Origin of the sequence: Sodalis ligni, from assembly GCF_016865525.2 — a bacterium.
Taxonomy (GTDB): domain Bacteria; phylum Pseudomonadota; class Gammaproteobacteria; order Enterobacterales; family Enterobacteriaceae; genus Acerihabitans; species Acerihabitans ligni.
In genome coordinates this window covers 2,272,111-2,292,691 of sequence record NZ_CP075169.1, presented here as the reverse complement: position 1 = coordinate 2,292,691, position 20,581 = coordinate 2,272,111, and the positions used below count along the sequence as shown (strand labels likewise).

15 protein-coding genes and 3 pseudogenes are annotated in these 20,581 nt (G+C 56.5%); 11 read left to right on the top strand and 7 right to left on the bottom strand.

Translation table 11 applies throughout. The annotated features are described in order from the left end of the window. The first annotated feature begins 139 nt into the window (after positions 1 to 139). From GTU79_RS10730 to GTU79_RS10705, 6 genes and pseudogenes are all read left to right on the top strand, one after another. A pseudogene (locus GTU79_RS10730) lies at positions 140 to 1,209 on the top strand (LacI family DNA-binding transcriptional regulator). 185 nt (positions 1,210 to 1,394) lie between these two features. After that, complete coding sequence (locus GTU79_RS10725; RefSeq protein ID WP_132922241.1) at positions 1,395 to 2,177, top strand: IclR family transcriptional regulator; 783 nt, start codon at positions 1,395 to 1,397, stop codon at positions 2,175 to 2,177. A gap of 22 nt (positions 2,178 to 2,199) precedes the next feature. Next, positions 2,200 to 3,405 (top strand): L-rhamnonate dehydratase, encoded by a 1,206-nt coding sequence (rhmD, locus tag GTU79_RS10720; RefSeq protein WP_203521936.1) that lies wholly within the window; start codon positions 2,200 to 2,202, stop codon positions 3,403 to 3,405. Positions 3,406 to 3,551: 146 nt separating this feature from the next. Further along, a complete protein-coding gene (locus tag GTU79_RS10715) occupies positions 3,552 to 4,850 on the top strand; it encodes an MFS transporter (protein ID WP_203521937.1) in 1,299 nt (432 codons plus the stop codon). 19 nt (positions 4,851 to 4,869) lie between these two features. Continuing rightward, positions 4,870 to 5,676 (top strand): 2-keto-3-deoxy-L-rhamnonate aldolase, encoded by an 807-nt coding sequence (gene yfaU / locus GTU79_RS10710; RefSeq protein ID WP_132922244.1) that lies wholly within the window; start codon positions 4,870 to 4,872, stop codon positions 5,674 to 5,676. A 323-nt stretch (positions 5,677 to 5,999) separates the two neighbouring features. Next, positions 6,000 to 7,010, top strand: a complete 1,011-nt coding sequence (locus tag GTU79_RS10705) for a LacI family DNA-binding transcriptional regulator (protein ID WP_214513909.1) — start codon at positions 6,000 to 6,002, stop codon at positions 7,008 to 7,010. A gap of 70 nt (positions 7,011 to 7,080) precedes the next feature. Here the strand turns inward: GTU79_RS10705 and GTU79_RS10700 are convergent, their stop codons facing one another. From GTU79_RS10700 to GTU79_RS10670, 7 genes and pseudogenes are all read right to left on the bottom strand, one after another. After that, positions 7,081 to 7,515 carry a GlcG/HbpS family heme-binding protein gene (locus GTU79_RS10700; RefSeq protein ID WP_203521939.1) on the bottom strand — a complete coding sequence of 145 codons (435 nt, stop codon included), beginning with the start codon at positions 7,513 to 7,515 and terminating at the stop codon, positions 7,081 to 7,083. Next, the gene (locus GTU79_RS10695) at positions 7,505 to 8,416 is read right to left on the bottom strand and encodes a dihydrodipicolinate synthase family protein (protein ID WP_203521940.1); all 912 of its coding nucleotides are present in this window, start codon (positions 8,414 to 8,416) and stop codon (positions 7,505 to 7,507) included. The genes GTU79_RS10700 and GTU79_RS10695 overlap by 11 nt, the downstream gene beginning before the upstream one ends. Next, positions 8,410 to 9,237, bottom strand: coding sequence for an SDR family oxidoreductase (locus GTU79_RS10690; RefSeq protein WP_203521941.1), 828 nt, complete (start codon positions 9,235 to 9,237; stop codon positions 8,410 to 8,412). The genes GTU79_RS10695 and GTU79_RS10690 overlap by 7 nt, the downstream gene beginning before the upstream one ends. 34 nt (positions 9,238 to 9,271) lie before the next feature. Beyond that, positions 9,272 to 10,332 (bottom strand): annotated as a pseudogene (locus GTU79_RS10685) (mandelate racemase/muconate lactonizing enzyme family protein). A gap of 86 nt (positions 10,333 to 10,418) precedes the next feature. Next, on the bottom strand, positions 10,419 to 11,846 hold the full coding sequence (locus tag GTU79_RS10680; RefSeq protein WP_214513908.1) for an MFS transporter: 1,428 nt from the start codon (positions 11,844 to 11,846) through the stop codon (positions 10,419 to 10,421). Between the two features lie 304 nt (positions 11,847 to 12,150). After that, positions 12,151 to 13,797, bottom strand: a pseudogene (locus GTU79_RS10675) (signal transduction protein). Between the two features lie 279 nt (positions 13,798 to 14,076). After that, the gene (locus tag GTU79_RS10670; protein ID WP_203521945.1) at positions 14,077 to 14,385 is read right to left on the bottom strand and encodes a YciI family protein; all 309 of its coding nucleotides are present in this window, start codon (positions 14,383 to 14,385) and stop codon (positions 14,077 to 14,079) included. Positions 14,386 to 14,706: 321 nt separating this feature from the next. On the opposite strand from GTU79_RS10670, the gene GTU79_RS10665 reads away from it, so the two are divergent. From GTU79_RS10665 to GTU79_RS10645, 5 genes are all read left to right on the top strand, one after another. Then, a complete protein-coding gene (locus tag GTU79_RS10665) occupies positions 14,707 to 15,402 on the top strand; it encodes a GntR family transcriptional regulator (RefSeq protein WP_132922248.1) in 696 nt (231 codons plus the stop codon). Positions 15,403 to 15,789: 387 nt separating this feature from the next. Beyond that, complete coding sequence (hydA, locus tag GTU79_RS10660) at positions 15,790 to 17,250, top strand: dihydropyrimidinase (protein WP_203521946.1); 1,461 nt, start codon at positions 15,790 to 15,792, stop codon at positions 17,248 to 17,250. A gap of 225 nt (positions 17,251 to 17,475) precedes the next feature. Then, complete coding sequence (locus tag GTU79_RS10655; protein ID WP_203521947.1) at positions 17,476 to 18,402, top strand: allantoinase PuuE; 927 nt, start codon at positions 17,476 to 17,478, stop codon at positions 18,400 to 18,402. Then, entirely contained in the window at positions 18,395 to 18,853 is a 459-nt protein-coding gene (locus GTU79_RS10650) for an ureidoglycolate lyase (protein WP_203521948.1), read from the top strand. The genes GTU79_RS10655 and GTU79_RS10650 overlap by 8 nt, the downstream gene beginning before the upstream one ends. 69 nt (positions 18,854 to 18,922) lie before the next feature. Then, positions 18,923 to 20,458: an ABC transporter substrate-binding protein gene (locus GTU79_RS10645; RefSeq protein ID WP_214513907.1), complete on the top strand. Its 1,536-nt coding sequence runs from the start codon at positions 18,923 to 18,925 to the stop codon at positions 20,456 to 20,458. The last annotated feature ends 123 nt before the right edge of the window (positions 20,459 to 20,581 follow it).

Here is a 20,581-nt window from a genome sequence, read left to right as displayed (position 1 = left end):
AATGCGAGTCTATGCCGTTTTTTGCAAAAATTTTCATGACATAATAAATATAGCGTTCTATTTCCCCGCGAGCCTGCTAAAAAACGGCAAATAAGCTCATGAAAATTTTTGCATGGGCAAATATGATGAAGATCACAAAATGAAAGAAAAATTAAATATCACCGCCCTGGCCCGTGAAACGGGGCTTTCCATCAGCACCGTTTCACGGGTTTTGGCGGGAAAGGCCAATACCAGCGCCACGGCGCGCAGTCGGGTATTGGCGGCCGCCCGCCAAAAAGGCGGGATGAACGAACTGTCGAACGGCCGGCTGCTGATGAACGGATTGCTGGTCTTTGCTCCGCCCCGCGCCTTCGACGTGCGCACCGATATTTTTTATTACAAGGTCATCCAGGGCATCAGCCAGGCGCTGACGCAGCACGAGGTACGATTGCGCTATTGCGGACTGGAGGAAAACGACAGCGACGCCGCGCTGTTTCTGGAAAAAATGAGCCTGCCGGAAACCGAGGCCGCGCTGATTATCGGCATTGACGACCCCAGAATACATACCTTAGCGGCCGAGCTGCATAAGCCCTGCGTGCTGATTAACTGTCGTGACCGCCGTATGAGGCTGCCCTCGGTTTCGCCCCATCATCAGCTCATCGGCGAATTTTCAATAAATTATCTGTTCGAGCAGGGGCATTGCAATATCCTGACGCTGCATTGCCTGCGACGCTACACCATGGAACTGCGAATGTACGGTGTGCGGGAGGCCTGGAACATGCGCAATCTCGCTTTCAGCGAAGAACGGCATCAGCTTATAGCACAAGGTTTCGGCGCCGCGGAATCCGAGCGCCTGATGAGCGCCTTTTTGTCGTCCTGCCCGCCTTCGGAGCGACCGAGCGCTATCCTTGCCGGCGGGGACTTTATGGCGGTAGGGGCGATGAATGCGTTGCAGAAGGCCGGCTTACGCGTGCCCCAGGATGTATCAGTGATGAGCATGGACGGTTTCAACCTCGCCGCCATCCATGATATTCCCTCACCTCAGTGCATGTGCCGCGGGACGAGCTGGGCGCAGAGGCCGTCAGAATGCTCCAGCAGCGACTGCTACGGCCTGACGCGCCGGTGGGTAGCCTATTGCTGAACGGCACGCTGATAATCAGGGACTCCGTACGCCGGATCCGTGGTCGTAAAAACTACTGTGCGGTGGATCGGGAGGGCTTATATGATTAACGGATTTGAACCGGCGGTTCAGTACAGCCCATTGTACTCGCTGCTTAAAAAACCGTGCGCAATCTCACAGAATTGATCTGTGACCATCCCATTATTTTGCCGAAATAGCCATTTTTGATATTGCTCACATAATTTAACCCCCCGCAAGACAACACTGATTCCATTACACAAGACCGGAGTCCAGCATAATGGAAAACAGCAAAGTCCCGGCGTTGACACGCGCCATTGATATCCTGAATGTTATTGCCCGGCGCGGCCCCTGCTCCGCCGCCGATATTATCGCCGAGCTGGGACTGCCTAAAAGCACCACGTATTTAATATTGGCTGAATTAAAAAGGCAGCGTTTTATTGCGCTTGATGTTCGTGATAATTATTGCCTGTGGACTAAATTGGTGGAATTGTCCGAGCAGGCGCTAGGCAAAATGGATTTACGGGATATCGCCAAACAGCGGCTGACGGAATTAATGGAAGATACCGGATTATTATGCCATCTGGGTATTATCGACGATCAGAATGCCTATTATATTTTAAAAATAGAATCTACTTCCACCATTAGCGTCCGGTCCCATGAAGGCAAAAGTCTCTCCCTGTATCGCTCCGGAATAGGCAAATGTTTGCTGGCCTGGCAGGACGAGCGCCAGCAGCAGAAGATCATGAATAATATCCGGTTCATCAGCAAAACCCCCAGCACGATTATTACCCTGGCCGCCCTCAAAAAAGAGCTGGACGGCATCCGCCGCCAGGGATGGAGCTTTGACAACGGCGAGGATTACGCCGATGTGCGCTGCGTGGCCGCGCCGGTATTCAATGCCCGCAATGAATTGGCCGCCGCCATCTCGGTGGTGGGAACCGGGCAACAAATCACGACGGATAACCGCGATCTGCTGGCCGGCAAAGCCATTGCCTGCGCCAAAGATATTTCCCGGCGGCTGGGCTGGAAAAGCCCCTTCGAACGCAAGGCTTCCTAACCCCTTTTAAGGAGACATTCTCATGATCCTACCGAAAATCAAACATGTCCGCGCCTGGTTTACCGGCGGCGCAACCGCGGCCAAAGGCGCCGGCGGCGGCGATTACCACGACCAGGTCGGTCAGCACTGGATTGACGACCATATCGCCACGCCGATGAGCAAATATAAGGAGTATGAACAGTCCAGGCAGTCGTTCGGCATCAACGTGCTGGGCACGCTGGTGGTGGAGGTGGAAGCGGATAACGGCCAGACCGGCTTTGCGGTTTCCACCGCCGGCGAAATGGGCTGTTTTATCGTGGAAAAGCATCTGAACCGTTTTATCGAGGGGAAATGCGTCAGCGACATTAAGCTTATCCACGACCAGATGCTCAATGCCACCCTCTATTATGCCGGTTCCGGCGGCCTGGTCATGAATACCATTTCCTGCGTCGATCTGGCGCTGTGGGATCTTTTCGGCAAAGTGGCCGATCTGCCGGTATATAAGCTGCTGGGCGGCGCGGTCCGCGATGAAATACGGTTCTACGCCACCGGCGCCAGGCCCGATCTGGCGCAGCAGATGGGCTTTATCGGCGGTAAGATGCCGACCCATCGCGGGCCCCATGACGGCGATGCCGGGATACGCCAGGATGCGGCCATGGTGGCGGAATACCGCGACAAATGCGGTCCGGACTTCTGGCTGATGCTGGATTGCTGGATGAGCCAGGACGTCAATTACGCCACCAAACTGGCCTACGCCTGCGCCCCTTACAACCTGAAATGGATCGAGGAGTGCCTGCCGCCGCAGCAGTTTGAAGGCTACCGGGAGTTAAAGCGCAACGCGCCGCCGGGAATGATGGTCAGCAGCGGCGAACACCACGGTACGTTGCAATCATTCCGGACCCTGGCGGAAACCGGCATCGATATCATGCAGCCCGATGTGGGCTGGTGCGGCGGCCTGACGACGCTGATTGAAATCGCCGCCATCGCCAAATCCCGCGGCCAGCTGGTGGTGCCCCATGGCTCATCGGTCTACTCCCACCATGCGGTTATCACCTTTACCAATACGCCCTTCAGCGAATTTCTGATGACCAGCCCGGACTGCGCCACGCTGCGGCCGCAATTTGATCCGATTCTGCTTAATGAACCGGTGCCTGAAAACGGCCGTATGCATAAATCAGTGCTGGATAAACCCGGTTTTGGCGTTGAGCTTAACCGCGAATGTAATTTGCAGCGGCCTTATACCCATTAATGGCGATATATACCCGACATACTTCAAGTTGAAGGTGCGTAGGCTTTCCCGCAACTCGAATTATTGAGGGTATAAGACCTTGGCCGGTAATGTTTATTTGCCGGCCAAGATAATAACGAAAACCCTCCGCACAGGAAGACACGGCCATGAATACGCTCCTTGAAAGCGCGATAAAAAAGAACCGCGCCAGATTAATTCCTTTTATGCTGGCGCTGTATATATTGGCTTTTCTGGATAGATCGAATATCGGCTTCGCCAAAGAAACCTATCAGCTCGACACGGGGCTCAGTAATGAGGCCTATGCGCTGGGTGCCGGCATATTCTTCGTGGTCTATGCAATTCTGGGCGTGCCCGCCAATTTATTGATGCGTAAATTCGGCGCCCGCAGCTGGATTGGCGGCACGACGCTTATTTGGGGATTGTTATCCGCCGCCATGGGGTTTGCCGATAGCGAAACCAAGTTCCTGGTGGTGCGCACGCTCTTGGGGGCGGCCGAAGCCGGTTTTTTCCCCGGTATGATTTATCTGACGTCCCAGTGGTTTCCGCAAAGTAACCGCGCGGGCATTATGGGACTGTTTTATATGGGTGCGCCTTTGGCGTTGACCCTCGGCTCCCCTTTATCGGGGGCGCTGCTGGAAATGCACGGTTTCATGGGCCGGCCAGGCTGGTTCTGGATGTTTATGATTGAAGGAATATTGGCGGTGATCGCCGGCATATTCACCTTCTTCTACCTGGACGACACCCCCGCCGCCGCGCGCTTTTTAACGCCGCAGGAAAAACAGACGCTGCAAACCCAATTGGAAAGCGAGGAGAAAAACAAAACCGCCACCCATTTGCGCGATGCCGTCATCCACGGCCGGGTTTGGCAACTGGCCCTGATCTATATGACCATCCAGATTGCGGTTTACGGCCTGATTTTCTTCCTTCCCAGCCAGGTGGCGCAACTGATGGGCACCAAAGTGGGTTTTGTCGCATCCCTGGTCACCGCCATCCCCTGGATAGCCGCCCTGTTCGGCACCTGGTACATCCCGCGTTATTCCGATAAAACCGGCGAACGCCGCCTGATTGCGGCAGCGACCCTGCTCTGCGCCGGGCTGGGCATCGGCATCTCCGGGCTGGTCAGCCCGCTGGCGGCCATTATTGCGCTCTGCGTGGCCGCCATCGGCTGCATTGCCGTACAACCGGTGTTCTGGACCATGCCGACCCAGCTTTTGTCCGGCACCGCGCTGGCGGCGGGCATCGGTTTTGTCAATCTGTTCGGCGCCGTGGGAGGCTTTCTGGCCCCGCTTATCCGAGTGAAGGCGGAATCCGGTTTCGGCAACGGCGCGGCGGGCCTGTTGACGCTGGCGGCCATTGCCATTGTGGGCGCGCTGGGCATCCTGACGCTGAAAGTGGCCACGACCAAACCGGGCATCAATACCGCCAATAACCTCTCCAGTAAATAACCGCTAGTAAGGATTTTCCATGAAAGATATTTTAGCCAACGCCTTTAAAGCCGGATTACGGCGCGGGGAAGTCCAGATAGGACTCTGGTTAAGCAGCACCAGCGCCTATATGGCGGAAATCGCCGCCACGTCCTCTTACGACTGGCTGTTGATTGACGGCGAGCACGCGCCGAACACCGTGCAGGATTTATATCATCAGCTGCAGGCCATCGCCGCCTATGACAGCCAGCCGGTTATACGCCCGGTGGAAGGCCAGCGTGCGCTGATAAAGCAGGTGCTGGATATCGGCGCCAGAACCTTGCTGATCCCCATGGTGGATACGGCGCAACAGGCGCGGGATGTGGTGGCGGCCACCCGCTATCCGCCGGACGGGGCGCGCGGCGTGGGGGCGGGGGTGGCCCGCGCCGCCCGCTGGGGACGGGTGGATGCCTATATGAAAAGAGCAAATGATGAGCTCTGCCTGCTGATTCAGGTGGAAAGCAAGGCCGCGCTGGATAATCTGGATGAGATTCTGGCGGTGGAAGGTATCGACGGCGTGTTCATCGGACCGGCGGATCTGTCCGCCTCCCTGGGCTACCCGGACAATGCCGGGCATCCCGCCGTACAGCGCATTATCGAAGACAGCATCCGGCGCATCCGCCAGGCCGGCAAAGCCGCCGGTTTCCTGGCGGTGGATGTGGACATGGCGCGCAAAAGCATCGAATGGGGCGCCAATTTCGTGGCGGTCGGGGTGGATACCATGCTGTATACCGAGGCCCTGGACCGGCGCCTGGCGCAGTTCCGCCCGAAAGCGGCGGATGAACCGGCGGCCAAAGGCGGCTATTAGAAGCCGGCTGCCCGAGCCGCGGTACCGGGATTATGTCCCTTGCCAGACAGATGACGGCCCCCTGCTTTCGGGGCCGGATGAGCCTCTCCTTAACAAAGTTCCCACGTCAAGATTATCCCGATCCCGATAAAGGCGCGGAATCCGCGTTCCTCCGCGGTTACCGCCGAGATAAAGGCTGCGGCGGCCGGCATTGACTCGTTGCAGCGATAAGCCGACGCGGGCCGGCAGACGACCCATGGACATGGTCAGGCATGAAATAGCTGACTCGAGTTAGCGAATACGTTACACTTTTTCTACGATGACATTTCAGGATCGCATTATTCATGGTAAAAACGGTCGAGCAGATTGCCACGGCGTTACATCTCTCCATTACCACCATTCGCCTGGTGCTGAACGGTAAGGCTGAGCAGTATCGTATCAGCGCCAAAACCCAGGAACGTATCCATAACTATGTGGCCGAATTCGGCTACAAGGTCAACCACACGGCCCGCAGCCTGAAACTGAATAAAACCGATACGCTGGGACTGATTGTGCCGCGCCTGTCCAACCTGTTTTTTTCCACCCTGGCGGAGAAGCTGGAAATACGCTGCCGTGACGCCGGGTACCAGTTGATGATCGGCTGCACATACAGCGACGCCCGCCATGAAAATAAACTGGTGGAGGCGCTGCTGCAGCGCAATGTGGACGGTCTGTTTGTCGTCCCCTCATCCCTCCAGTCGCAGAATCACCATGCCAAACTGGTGGAAAGACGGCCATTGGTGCTGCTGGACCGCGACTTTGGCGAGACGGGGATCGCATTGGTGGTGAGTGACAATTGCCAGGGCGCCGAGCAGCTCACCCGCGTCATGATGGCTGCCAATGGGTCGGCTCCGCTCTATTTTCTGGCGGGAGATACGGAACAGCCGGCGATTAAAATGCGTTTGCAGGGTTATCGGCGGGTCATGGGCGAAAACCCCGGCCAATGGATACTGGAGGCCGGCCATAACCGCCAGGAGGACGGGAGCTTGATGATGCGACAGTTTTTCCAGCGGCACCATCGGGCGCCCCAGGGTTTTATCGCCTCCTCGCTGCCGATACTGGAAGGCGCGCTCAGCGTTTTGCGTGAACAATACGGCTATATACCGGCGGAAATCAATATCGGTACCTTTGACGAACATGCCATGCTGGGGTTTTTATCCAACAATGTCTGGTCGATGCGGCAAAATGAGGATGCCTGGGCCGAACACGCGTTTACCGCGATGCAAACCGCGCTGAGCGGTGAAGCGCCGCCGTCGGGTAAAGTGATGATCCCCATGACGATGATCCATCGCCAACGGGCGTTTGTTGGCGAATAATCGCCATAACCGGGACGGGGGATGGATTGGCCGTCATCGCCGGCTGGCGGATGACGGCCGATGAATAACGTCAAGAAAACTGCGCTGCCCAGTAGTGCGCCAGCTCAATATCCTTTTCCGCCGTTAAACCGCTGATGCCGATGGCGCCTACCACCGTGCCGTTGATGAAAACGGGCTCACCGCCGGGCATCGGCAATAGCCGGGGATCGTTCAGCACGCTCATATCCAGCGAGCCGCTGCGCACATCCTCCTGCACAATGCGGGTGCTGCGGCGCAGCATCAAGGCGGTGTAGGCCTTGCGTTGCGCCAGCAGTCGCGGCAGCGGCGGACAGGAATGATGGGCGCCGAACGCCACGAGTTCGCCGCCGGCTCCCACGATGGCCGCCGCCAGCCCGCTGGTGGCCGGGTCCGCAGATATGGCTTCAATGATGTCAGCCACCATATGGATCGCGGCCTTATCGTTGAGCGTATAACGCGCGATCGGACTCGCGTTTTTATCCCACATGTTCAATCAGCCCCGTGATGATGTTATTCAGTTGATCCAGCTCCTTTTTTTGCGCCGCCGTCAGCGGGGCGAACGGCTCGCGTATCGGGCCGAGATCCGCCAGGCCAAGCCCCGCCAGATATTTGGCGGATTGAAAAACCCCGCGTTCAACCATGAATTCAACCACATTATTGATTTGCAACTGCACTTCCCTGGCTTGGGCAAACTCGCCTCGACGGAAAAACGCACGGGCGGCCAAAAACAGTTCCGGCTGCAAATTGACGGTGGTGCCGATGGTCGCGGTTGCGCCGGCGGCCATTGCCGACAGGAAAATTTCATCGAAGCCGTTGAAAAAGACCTTATCGGGGTATTTCGCCGCCATACGCTCCAGGGAATACAGGTTATGGGAAGTATGCTTTACCCCCAGAACCTGCTGTTCGCTTAATAACGCGTCGGCGATTTTCGCATCGAGCTCCACCCCGGTGAACTGGGGTATGTTATAGATAATGACCGGTATGGAGACAGCGGCAATCATTTTTCGATAATACGCGATGATCTCCTTTTTGGTGAATTTGTAATAATAGGGAGGAACCAGGGACACCGCGTCCGCGCCCTCTTTTTCCGCGTTTTTGGCCAGATAAACCGCATCCGACGTCCTGACGGTTCCCACGTGGGATATCACCGGCACCTTGCCTTTAACGCTGCGGACAATGGTACCTAGGATTGCAGTCCTTTCATCCAGGCCCAGCAGGGGACCCTCGCCGGAGGATCCGCAGCAATAAAATCCCTCAACGCCGCGCGACAGCTGTTTTTCCACTATCAGCGCCAAGGCATCATGGTTGACGGACTCATCATGGTGCATTGGCGTCACGATGGCGGATATTATCCCCCGGAATTTATCCCAATCAGCGAGATTTACCATGCGGTCCATCCTCCATCCACCACCACGTTGGAACCGGTCATATAAACCGAGGCGTTCGAAAGGAGGAACACCACGGCGCCGTTATATTCATCTTCGTGAGCCATTCTGCCGATGGGCATGCGGGCAATATAATTTTTCTGAAATCTCGGGTCCTGATCGTGCCTGGCCACGCCGGACAGCGTCAGGGTATTCACGCGAATACCGTCTCTGCCCCAATAGGTGGCGCAGTAGCGGGTGAAATTATAAATTCCCGATTTTGCGGCGGAATAGGCCACCGGTTTAATAAACGGCACGCCGGTATCTTCTTTTTTATAGCCGTAAATATCCTGTACCGGCGAGACGACGCCATAAATAGAGCCGACATTGACAATGGAGCCGCCCTTGCCGGCCGCCTTCATCCGCGACCCCACCTGCTGAGTCATCAGGAATGTTCCCACCAGGTTGACATCCACCACCTTGCGGAACACGTCCAGCGGGAAATGTTCAAAGGGACCGGAGACTTCCGGCGGCGCGCTGGGCTGGGTATCGATGCCGGCGTTGTTGACCAGCCCGTCGGGAATGCCCCATTTTTGCCCGATATCATCAAGGGCCTGATTAATACTGGCGCCGTCCGTGATATCAACCGCATAGAAAGCCAGGCGTTCGGAATCCTTATCGTCGCCAAACACCGCCGCCACTCTCTCCGGCGTCACGTGAACGGCAAAGACGGCGACTTTCGCCTGCCGGCGATGCAACTCCTTCACATATTGCGCCCCCAGTTGCCCAAGGCCGCCGGTAATGATGATAATTTTATCTTTAACAGAAAATAATTTATCTTCCATATCCATCCTCCTGATTGGTAGCTATACTTTTTGTTCAGATTTTATGGGAACCTAAATATTCTCTGTCTAATACGATACCGTGGCCGGCTTTATCGCTGGGAATATAATAACCGTCCACCTCTTCCCCGGCGGATAATACGATGCGTAGATCCTTCCAACGCCCGCCGTCGGTCACTTCCGCATAAGAAACGTTCGGCACCGCGGCCAGTAGACTGGCGCTCAGCTCCAGCACAAAGTGAGGCGTCATCGGCAAATTGTGGGCGCGGGCAACGGTCGCGACGTCCAGATAGCCGGTAATGCCGCCGACGCGGCCCAGGTCGGCCTGGATAAAATCGGCGCTTCCGTTTTCAATATATTGGGTGAACTGGCTGAGGTTATAGACGTTTTCCCCAAGGCGATGGGCGTATTGGTCCTTTCGCGCAACAGTTTGTGACCGGCGATATTGTCCGAAGGCAATGGCTCTTCGATCCATAATAAATTCAGCGGTTCAAACAGCTTGAACGCCCTGAGCGCCTGAGGAAAATTCCATCCCTGATTGGCATCCACCGCCAGGGGATATCCCGGCACCGCTTCCCGGATTTTAATCAGCCGTTCAACGTCTTCTTCCAGATCGGGTTTGCCTACTTTGACTTTCGCCGCGAGATAACCCTTCGCTTTCCAGCGGCGCACCTGTTCGATGACCTCTTCCACCGACATATGCAGGTTGATACCGCTGCCGTACAGCGGCACGCGATCGCGCACCCGGCCGAGTAAATCCACAATCGGCACGTTCAGCGTTTTACCGAGCAAATCCCAGTAGGCGATATCCAGAGCCGATAATGCATGGGTGGTCACGCCCGCGCCACCGACATCGTGGATATATTTGTAGCTGCGATCCCACAGCGCGCGGGGCGAAAGCGGTTGTCCGATCACATCCGGAATAATTTCCTTGATCAGCGCCGAAATGGTCGCTCCGCACCAGCCGGAGGTATGACTGAATCCGGTGCCCACCAGTCCGTTTGACCCGCGCACATCAACAATGGCCACCTCGATATCGGTAACATGATGAATTTGATCGCCCCAGGGACCTTCCGGCAAAGGTACGCGACAGGTCATTAATTCAATACTTTCAATATTTGGCATTTTGGTGCAGGTCATAATGAATCCTCTTATATTATGAATATAACCCAGATTAAAACCGATTAATTTTCGGACCGGTAAACGCCGGCGCCGCTGTTCACATGAACAGGATCATCATTCTTGCCGTCGCCGGCGGAATGCCCAAACACTTCCGGCAGGATAAACGTCGCCGCAAGGAAAGCGATAAAAGGCGCGATGGCGATAATGGCTGATGCCAGGGGAACCCCTAACCGGTCGAATAACGGCGGAAACACCAGGGTAGTGCCAAAGGCCGTCACCTTCACGATGGTATAACCGATGCCCGAGGCCACGCCGCGATATTTCGGCTTGGCCACCAGGGAAATAACCGTCATGCCGCTTTCGGCGTCCCAATAATGTCCCCAAAGCATTAATGCCGCGCCGCCGGTAATCAGCGTGAAATTCAGCTGGAATACGCCGTAGGCGGCAATCAATATGCCGACGGTAACAAACAGGAAGCCGAACTGACTCAGTTTCTTATGCCCGAGGCGGGGAAGTATCAGCGGGCCGACAAAGGCCGAGATGGCCGCGATAATGTTGACCCCCAGCAGCGCCAAATTGTTTTGAATATGGCCGCTGATGCCGATGGTGGTCAGGATCAACGGCAGGTAAAAAGAAAACGCGTAATTTTCGAAAGACTGCACCGCGCAGGAAATCCAGCCGAAAATGGTCGTCCTGCGCGAGAAGTCGCGGCTGAACAGATCATATAGCGCTTCACCGGTGGAGGTTTCCTCAATCTTCACATTCCGGTCGGGCAGTACATCCTCCAGCACATTGCCGTAATACTTTTTGGCGGCCTGTTTGGCTTCAATAAACCGTCCCCGGTCCACAAACCATGCCGGGGTTTCCGGCAGTTCACGGCGCAGGAACAACAGCAAAAACGCGAAAGGGCCCGAACCCGCCAGCACAATACGCCAGATCAGATTATTAGGGACGCCCAGCACCATGAGGATGGTACAAAGGAGAATGGCGGTAATGATCCCCAGGGCAAACATGAATTGCCAGCGGTTCGCCATCACCTCCCGCCGGCCTTTCGGCATCACCTCCATCAGATAGGTAAAGCCGTTGGCCACATCCGCCCCGACCGGGATACCGGCAAAACAGCGGATAATTGCCAGCCAGTAGATGTTCGGCGCCAGCCCCTGCAGCACGGCGAAAATAGCGAAGAGCAGCATGGAGTAGAGGAATATTTTCCGCCGGCCGAGCTTGTCGGTAAGCCAGCCGCCCAGCAGCGCGCCGATAATCGCCCCCAATTGCGTGCCCGCCGCGGTAAATCCCAGCAGCCAACTATTGGGATGATAAACGTCTTTTAGCGCATATATAATAAAGGCCATGGAATAGATATCCCAAGACTCTATCAATAGGGCCGTTATCATCAGCCAGCCCGCCTTGGTTGCCCCTGGCGCCTCTTTTAAATCAAGCTTTTCTTTCGCCAGCAAAATAAGCGCTTCGGTACTTAATTCTTTTTGCATATAAGCTCCTGTTCATCCCGTTATTACAGGATTGAGGTTGTGTTTTGATTTTTAATACTTTTATGCTCACTTATGCCATCATCTGTCTGCTGTTAGGGTAATAATCGGTTTGCAATCGCATGGCGTAATAAAATAACGGCGCCAGTATTAGGTTATTAAGTTCATTCTTCCTCTATCACCGCCTTCGTTTATCGTTGTTAACCATTTCAGCCGTAAAAAGCCCGCCGGCTTGCATCGGTATATTCATCTTGTTTATAACGCGCCCCGGCAATGCAAAGGACAAAATGGTTTTCATGATAACGGGTCACAAATAATGAGCGGCCTCGCCGGCGGCGTACACGCGTATATGCTGCGTCAGCGCCTGGGCCACAAATGCCTGCAGCACCGCTTTCAAATCCTTTTCAGCCACGTAGGCAATCGTCAGATGATTACTTTGATGACCGGCCATCAGGTCATCACGGCTTACGCCATCCAGCACCGCGTTCAGCAGCGGCCATTCATAGTTGGTGGCCCGGCGGCGGCGCTCGAATCCCTCCGTCGGCAGTTCCCACCGCCGTACCGGTACCGATATGCATAATCACCTCAGTGCCTTCGTAATGCGCCCGTGCCCAGATAAAACGTCCAGCTTTTCCCTGCCCGGTAAGGGTGGCGCCGCCATAAGGGAAAAACATGGCGGGCTGCCGATAGCCGGTGGCGCCGGCTATCCCCCCTTTCAGATGGGCGAAGGGCACCGCGCCGGAAATTTCCAGATCCCAATAGAACGTGCCGCGATAAACGCTGCCCCAGCGGATATCATGCAGCGTGGTTTCCGTGGGCATGCCCAAAGCATCCAGCAGTTGCGACAGCATGACCTGGGGAATGGCGCTGCCCATATCCACTTCGTTGACACAGGGAATGGCGCGGTCCGGCCAGATGATCTCGCCGTTTTCATCGGGGATGGGAAAACGTTCGGCGTTGCCGATGGCCCCCTCGGCGAAATCGGATGCGGCGCAGCTGTCTTTCAGACCCTGCTGGTACTGTACGCCCACCGCCGATAGGCCGAAACGTTTTACAAACCGCGCCATGGCGATCATCATCGCGCATTGTTCCAGTACCTGTTCGCGCTTGAGATCCTTGCTGCCGTCTTCACCGTATTCAAACCGCATGCCTCGCTGTTCATACCATTGCAGGCAGGCTTCCCGCAGAGCCGGCGGCACTTTCGCCATTTCCACCAGCAGCGCTGATTGCGACAGGGACTCTACCGGAATACCGGTGTTGATCATCGCCTGCTGTGGGAACACGCCGTTGATCATGCCCATGCAAAAGGAATCAAACAGGCCGACTATTCCTTTGTGACGCAGAATATACTCGCCGGTCCTGCGTCCGATCTGCCCCGACTGACCGGCAAGCACCGGATGCGTCGGGGGAATGGGATGCAGATAGCCAGTTTTATGGCTCACGGCGCCGTCACGCAGCCAGGTGCTCAGGCCCTGCAGGAAAAACTCATCGGCAAAATCCTCCGACCAGAGCCGGGAATAGGCGCGCCCCAGGCTGGTGAGGCAACCGGCCAGACATAGCATGCCCACCAGGCCCGGCCAGGTGCCGTCAAAATTCGCCAGCAGCAGTATCGGTCCGCGGTGGTGAACCAGGAAGGCGCAATATGGTGCGAATACTGCCAGGCGGTAAGCAAGACAATAATGGGCGCATCGGGATCAATGGCGGCAAACAGATCGCTGCCCTCTTTCTGGCTGCTGATAAAGCCGTGGCCGCGCCGGGGATTAATCTCATGAGCGCGTTTCATCTGATAGCCCAAGGTCTTCAGGGCAGCCTGCAAACGCCCTTCGAACGCCAATTGCGTCGGCCAGCAGGTGACATTGGCCGGTTCGCGCAGATCCGCATTGGTCACCAGCAGGACTTCACTGTCCTGGGTACGGATAATGTCAGGAGAAGCTGGAAGATGTAGCGTTAACATGCTCTGTTCTTTCCTTATTCTGGATGAAGACAAAAATGATATTTGCCCGTGAAACCACCCGCTATAGCCGGGCGGCATAAACGATGGCGTTCGCTGAAATCTCATTGCTAACTCGAATTAGCAATATATTTCAAACAAATTTTCCGCTCAATGGCTTTGAATTAGAAATGTGATATGGATCGGTTAACGCGCTTAATCATTTGAAATGAAATGGGTTTTCAAAAAGGAGGGCCCAGGCGCCGCCATGACGCGGCGGCGACCCGGTTTGCGGCGGGATGTTTATCCGGGTATCACGCCGCTGGATTCGGACGCAAACTCGCCGAACAGGGGATCCCACTCGGAAATGGTCAAACTGACGATGAGCCGTTGGATCGAAAAAGGATCTTTTTCAATAAGGGCCTCCACTTCCTTACGGGAATCAGCTTTGAATATGAGAAACCCGGTGCGCAGCGGTGAATTTTTCACCGGGCCGGAGGCACGGAGAACGCCCGTTCGAACCAGCGTTTGCAGATAGGCTATATGGGCGGGAAGACGTTTTTTCCAACCATCGCCGTCGGGGTGCGTCATGGTCACGATAAAAAAGGGCATTGCGATAGGCTCCTGATCGTATGTTAAGACCCAAGGGTTACCGGACAAGAGTATAGGATAAAGGTATGGATGCCTGCTGTTTGTTCATTATTTTAACAAAAGCGATTTACATCCGATGGTTATCCTGGAGACATTTCCCCAGCCCGGAACTTCCCTTGTCATCACGGCCATGGTTAAACTGGTGGCCGCCACGTTGAAAAACTTGCGGCGCGGATTCTTTTAGGCTCGAATACAGGGAATGGCCATCCGGACCGTTTCATCGAAGAAATCATGGATGCGTTTTTCGGTTTACCGTTCTCACAAGCGCGACTGAAGGTATAAATGGGTGACAACAGCAGTAACGAGAAGCTTAGGGGCAAACACCCTACGGAAGAAATTATTTACCAGCGCCTGGTTAATGCCATTATCGATAAACGGCTTCGCCCCGGCCAGCATCTCAACGAGGTGAAGCTGGCGGAAAGCTACAATATTCCCCGTTCACGGGTACGGCGGGTGCTGGAACGGCTGCGGGACGAGGACGTGGTGGAAATCCGCCTGCATCATGGCGCTTTTGTTTGCCGCCCGACGGTGGAAGACGCCAAATATGTCTTCGAAGCGCGTCGCCACCTGGAGGATGTCGTCATCAGCCTGGTGTGCGAACGGGCCACCGCCGAGGATATAGAATCGCTGCGGGCGCTGCTGGTGCAGGAACGGTCCGCCTTTGAAGCCCATCGCAACGACGTTAACCGCATGGCGGCCGAGTTCCATATCCTGCTGGCGCACATTGCGCGCAATCCGGTGATCGAACGCATGGTCGGGCTGCTCATCCAGCGGTGCATTCTGGTGCAATCGGTTTATGAAACCAAGGAGGGGGTGCTCTGCCTGACCAATGAACATGCGGATCTGGTGGATAGCCTGGCCGTGGGCGATATCGGCGGCGCCCAGGAAAAAATGCACCATCATTTCGATCATATTATATCCAGTCTCGATCTGAGCGAAGCCCGCCGCAGCGACATCGATATCTACGACTTTATCTGACCGGGTCTAACCGGGCAATCGGGACGGCGGCCCTGGCTGGGCAACGACCGGCGGGCCGTCCGCCGCCGGGTGCTCCTTTTGCTCGCTCCTTGGCTTGCCTCTTGCCCGCCGGCTGGTTCATCCCCATTCCACGGCCTTGATGCATCGTCCTGCCACGCCATATCCGCATCTTACTCTTTGCCGCTTTTTTAGCCATTCAGGCGCAACGCGGGCGCTTTTATAGTGCATCGCGTTCGGCTTCGCCGCCCCCCCATTCCAGGCTTTTTTATTTAATTAATTGTTTTTATTTGTTTTTACCTAAAAATCGGTCGGCATTTAAAAAGTGGCGAAAAAATTGCACACATTAATGTCTGCATTTATTCGTTATCCATCACAGGAGCCCCATCCATGCAAACCCATGATCTGGTAATCCGTCATGCCCGGGCCGTCACGGCCAGCGATATCTTCCACTGCGACATCGGCATCCGCGACGGCCGCATTACCACTCTGGGGCAACGCCTGCCGGCCGGCACGCAGGAAATCGACGCCGCCGGACGTTTCGTCACGCCCGGCGGCATCGACAGCCATGTGCATCTGGACCAGCCTACCGGCGACGGTTCGGTTATGGCGGACGACTTTGCCAGCGGCTCGCGCTCGGCCGCCTGTGGCGGCACCACGACCCTTATTCCGTTCGCCTGCCAGCAAAAAGGCGGCAGCTTGCGGGACGCGGTGGAAGACTACCATCGGCGCGCCGGTACCGATAAGGCGCTTGTCGATTTTGCCTTCCATATGATTATCACCGATCCGACGCCCGCCGTGCTCAACGAGGAGCTACCCCGGCTTATCCAGGAGGGTTACTCCTCGTTCAAACTCTATATGAGCTACGCCGCCCTGATGCTCAACGATCGGCAGATCCTGGACGTGCTGGCGCTGGCCCGCCGGGAGCACGCCATGGTCATGCTGCATGCGGAAAATCATGACTGCATAGGCTGGCTCACCGAACAATTGCTGGCGGCCGGTCTTACCGCCCCGCGCTTTCACGCCGCATCCCGTCCCCGGCTGATTGAACGTGAAGCGGCGCACCGCGCCATCTCTCTGGCGGAGCTGGTAGACGTGCCCATTCTGCTGGTGCATGTCTCGGCCGGGGAAACCATCGAGCAAATCCGCTGGGCCCAGGGCAAGGGCCTGAACGTATATGGCGAAACCTGCCCGCAGTACCTGTTCCTGACCCGTGAATCCCTCGGGCTGAGCGACGATTTCGAGGGGGCCAAATGCATCTGCAGCCCCCCGCCCCGGGATAAGGGCAGCCAGGAAGCGGTGTGGCGCGGCCTGGCCAACGGCACCTTTTCGGTATTTTCTTCGGATCATGCGCCCTTTCGTTTCGCGGGCGCCGACGGTAAGCGGGCCCATGGGGATAACCCCGGTTTTCATCAGGTGGCGAACGGCATACCCGGCGTGGAAACGCGCATGGCGCTGCTATGGTCCGAAGGGGTCTGCCGCCGGCGCATTACGCCGCAGCGTTTTGTGGAGCTGACCGCCACCAATGCCGCCAAGCTGTATGGCCTTTATCCCCGGAAAGGCAGTATCGCCGTGGGCGCCGATGCGGATCTGGTTATTTGGGATCAGGACAAAAAGGTCACGGTCACCAACGATATGCTGCACCACAACGTGGATTATACCCCGTACGAAGGCATGGAATTGTCGGCATGGCCGGCCATGACGCTATCCCGGGGCGAGGTGGTATGGGACGGCTCCCCACGGGGAACGCCGGGACGCGGCCAATTTTTGCGCTGCGATCGTCCGCTGCTGCCCGGAGCCGATGACAGCGATCGCGGATATACCGATTATGCCCCGCTGTTCGACAGATAGGGCCGGATCGCCGGTTGCGGCGAAAGGGTTGCCGGCGCTGCGCATACCCAAAATGGGGCAACGCGCACCGAAATCGCGCGGCCCGGACCGGTATGCCCCCCTGATTTCAATCGGTAACCCGCTGATTTTAAACCGTTGCGGGAAGCTGGCACTCTTGGCCCGGCAATTGCTTTATTATTGTACCAATAATTGCATGCAATATTGCAGACAAAAAATGAGGTTATCATGTCCGCTGACGCAAAACCCTATCCGCCGCGTGATTTAATCGGCTATGGCAATCGCCGGCCTTCGGGGCGCTGGCAAAATGGCGCCCGTCTCGCCATCAATGTTGTGGTGAATTATGAAGAGGGTTCCGAACGCTCATTCGCCATGGGCGATGGCGATCAGGAACCGATGACCGAATGGGGCAGCTACGCCTTTCCTGCCGATATCCGCAATATGGCTATGGAATCCATGTATGAATACGGTTCCCGGGTCGGGGTATGGCGCATTCTGGAAGCGCTGGATGCCGCGGCCGTGCCCAGCACTTTTTTCGCCTGCGCCCTGGCCTTTGAACAGAATCCCGACGTGGCCCGCGCGGTGGTAAACAACGGCCACGAGGTTTGCAGCCATGGCTATCGCTGGGAAGAGGTGTTCCGGCTAACCCGCGAACAGGAAAAACACCACATCGACCTCGCCGTCGCCTCGTTCGAAAAAACCTGTGGTAAACGCCCGGTAGGCTGGTACTGCCGTTATGGCGCCAGCATCCATACCCGCGAACTGATTAGCGAGGAAGGAGGTTTCCTGTATGACTCCGACGCCTATAACGACGACATCCCGTTTTTTGTCGATGTCAAAGGCCAGTCGCGGCTGGTACTGCCCTATACCTGCGATGTCAATGATATCCGCTTCTGGAATTCCCCCGGATTGATCCAGGCGGAAGATTTTTTCCAGTACATGAAAGAGAGCTTCGAGGTGCTGTACGCCGAGGCGGCACAGGGTCCGCGCATGATGTCAATCGGCCTGCATCCCCGGATGGTGGGCCGTCCCGGGCGGATCCGCGCCCTGAAGCGATTTTTCGATTATGCCGGCCAGTATAGCGATGTCTGGTTTACCACCCGTGAGGCCATTGCCCTGGACTGGCTGGCCCGTCAAGGCTCCGCGGATGCGTAACATCATTGCGCTGCCCATAACCCCGACCCTCTTCGCCCCGTTCGGCATCCTGCTGTCGACGGACGGGCTGCGGGCGGAGCACCGGCACAACGCACCACAAAGCCAGACCTGCATCGAAACCCTGTGGGCGCCGGCGCAACCGGGTCATTGCGACATTCAACGGATGGAAAGGCACGGGTTTTCCACCCAGACCTTCTTTCCGCTGGATGTGAGCCGGTACCTGGTGGTGGTGTGTCCCGGCGACGATGGGGATCGGCCGGATACCGCCCGCGCCCTGGCGTTCGTCGTGGACGGGCGCATGGCTCTCCAATATCACCGGGGAACCTGGCACTGCAATATGGCGGCCCTGGACCGGCCGGGGCTGTTTGCCAATCTGGTGCAGAAAAACCACGGCGAGGATGATTGCACCGTTATCACTGTCCCCCCCTTTCGGGTGACGTTACCGAGCTGACCGCTCACGGCAAGGCCCAACGGTCTCTCAACCCATTGTTTAGCCGTTTTACGACTGAGGGAAAGTAACATGACCATTTTGAACAAGCATTCATCCATCCTGTCGGCCGCCGCGCTGCTCTGGCTGGCCTGCGCCGGACCGGCAAACGCGCAAACGGCGGCTGAAACGCTGCTGGTGGGCGGACCGCGCACGCCGGAATCGCTGGATCAGGAATACCCGCCCACCGAGGCCGGACACGAAGCACGCCGCAATATCTTTGAACGTCTGCTGGCCTACGGCAGTAAAACCGACCCGGCCAGCGGCGCACGGGTGGAGGATTTCAGTAAAATCGAAGGGGACCTGGCGGAAAGCTATGCGCTGTCGCCGGATCATCAATCCATAACCTTCCATCTGCGTAAAGGGGTGAAAAGCGCCGCCGGCAATGAAATGACCGCCGACGATGTGATGTGGACCTTCGAACGGGGCTGGAATATGAAAGCCACCTTCTATTGGTATATGACCCAGATACTGAAGGTGGCCGATTTCAGTTCATTCCAGAAAGTGGACGCCTATACCGTCAAGGTGAGCATCCCCCATCCGTCGCTGTTGCTGGATCGTCTGTGGGTCAATAACGATTTGGGCATCATCGACAGCAAGGATATCAAAAAGCACCTGACCGCCGAGGATCCCTGGGGCGCCCGCTACCTCTCCTCCCATTCCGCGTCCTTCGCCCCTTACTTTATCAGCCGCTTCGCGCCGGGCCAGGAAGTGGTGTATGAGGCTAATCCCTACTACTTCCGCGGTCCCGCCGCCATCAAGCGCGTGGTGTTTCGTGAAATGCCCACCTCGTCCAACCGCCTGGCGGCGCTACAGGCCGGTTCCATCGACGTGGCGGAATGGCTGACGCCAAGGGAGATAAGTCTGGCGGACAAAATACCCACGGTAAAAGTATGGAAGGTTTACGGCAACTACACCCACCGGCTGGAAATGAACAACAATACGCCGCCATTCGATAAGGTGGAAGTCCGGCAAGCCATGAACTACCTGGTACAGCGGCCCGAGCTGGAACAAAGCGTATACATGGGTACCGCCCGTCCCACCAAGAGCCCGGTGGCGGAGATCTACCCGGCCTATACCGGCGACTATTTCCCCTACACCTTCGATGTGCAAAAGGCCAAGGCGCTGCTGGCCAAGGCCGGCTATCCCAACGGTTTCAAGACCCAAATCGGCTACCGCACCGGCGAGCCCATCGAAGAACAACTGGCGGTGGCGCTGAAATCCACCTTCGCCCAGGCCAATATCGACGCCCAGTTGGTGAATTTGCCCTCTTCCAGCCTGGTGGAACGTTATTCCAAAGGCCAGATGCCGATGTTTTTCATCCGCGATATGGCAATCGTGCCGGACGCGGCCTACGGCGCCAATTTGTTTATCAATAGTAAATCCATGGTCAACTACTCGCACTACAAAAACCCGCAGGTGGACCAGATGATCGATAACGCGTTGATCTCCACCGATAACGCCGCCCGCGATGCGGATATGAAAAAAGTGCAGCGGACCGTGATTGAAGAAGCGCCCTGGGTTTTCCTGTTCAATCCCGGCTATCAGCTGGCGGTGAGCAAAAAGTGACCGGCTTCTCCTGGTATACCCCAACAGCAATAGTTGGTACGACTTTCGCAAGGATTAACCAGCGTTAAGCGGGCCCGGCGCTGCGCTGGCGCGCCGGGATGTTTTTATATTGCAGAAGGTGCA

Excerpts from the sequence above, each read along its gene's own strand:
- rhmD (WP_203521936.1), top strand. The coding sequence starts at position 2,200 with ATGATCCTACCGAAAATCAAACATGTCCGCGCCTGGTTTACCGGCGGC.
- GTU79_RS10715 (WP_203521937.1), top strand. The coding sequence starts at position 3,552 with ATGAATACGCTCCTTGAAAGCGCGATAAAAAAGAACCGCGCCAGATTA.
- yfaU (WP_132922244.1), top strand. The coding sequence starts at position 4,870 with ATGAAAGATATTTTAGCCAACGCCTTTAAAGCCGGATTACGGCGCGGG.
- GTU79_RS10705 (WP_214513909.1), top strand. The coding sequence starts at position 6,000 with ATGGTAAAAACGGTCGAGCAGATTGCCACGGCGTTACATCTCTCCATT.
- GTU79_RS10700 (WP_203521939.1), bottom strand. The coding sequence starts at position 7,515 with ATGTGGGATAAAAACGCGAGTCCGATCGCGCGTTATACGCTCAACGAT.
- GTU79_RS10695 (WP_203521940.1), bottom strand. The coding sequence starts at position 8,416 with ATGGTAAATCTCGCTGATTGGGATAAATTCCGGGGGATAATATCCGCC.
- GTU79_RS10690 (WP_203521941.1), bottom strand. The coding sequence starts at position 9,237 with ATGGAAGATAAATTATTTTCTGTTAAAGATAAAATTATCATCATTACC.
- GTU79_RS10680 (WP_214513908.1), bottom strand. The coding sequence starts at position 11,846 with ATGCAAAAAGAATTAAGTACCGAAGCGCTTATTTTGCTGGCGAAAGAA.
- GTU79_RS10670 (WP_203521945.1), bottom strand. The coding sequence starts at position 14,385 with ATGCCCTTTTTTATCGTGACCATGACGCACCCCGACGGCGATGGTTGG.
- GTU79_RS10665 (WP_132922248.1), top strand. The coding sequence starts at position 14,707 with ATGGGTGACAACAGCAGTAACGAGAAGCTTAGGGGCAAACACCCTACG.
- hydA (WP_203521946.1), top strand. The coding sequence starts at position 15,790 with ATGCAAACCCATGATCTGGTAATCCGTCATGCCCGGGCCGTCACGGCC.
- GTU79_RS10655 (WP_203521947.1), top strand. The coding sequence starts at position 17,476 with ATGTCCGCTGACGCAAAACCCTATCCGCCGCGTGATTTAATCGGCTAT.
- GTU79_RS10650 (WP_203521948.1), top strand. The coding sequence starts at position 18,395 with ATGCGTAACATCATTGCGCTGCCCATAACCCCGACCCTCTTCGCCCCG.
- GTU79_RS10645 (WP_214513907.1), top strand. The coding sequence starts at position 18,923 with ATGACCATTTTGAACAAGCATTCATCCATCCTGTCGGCCGCCGCGCTG.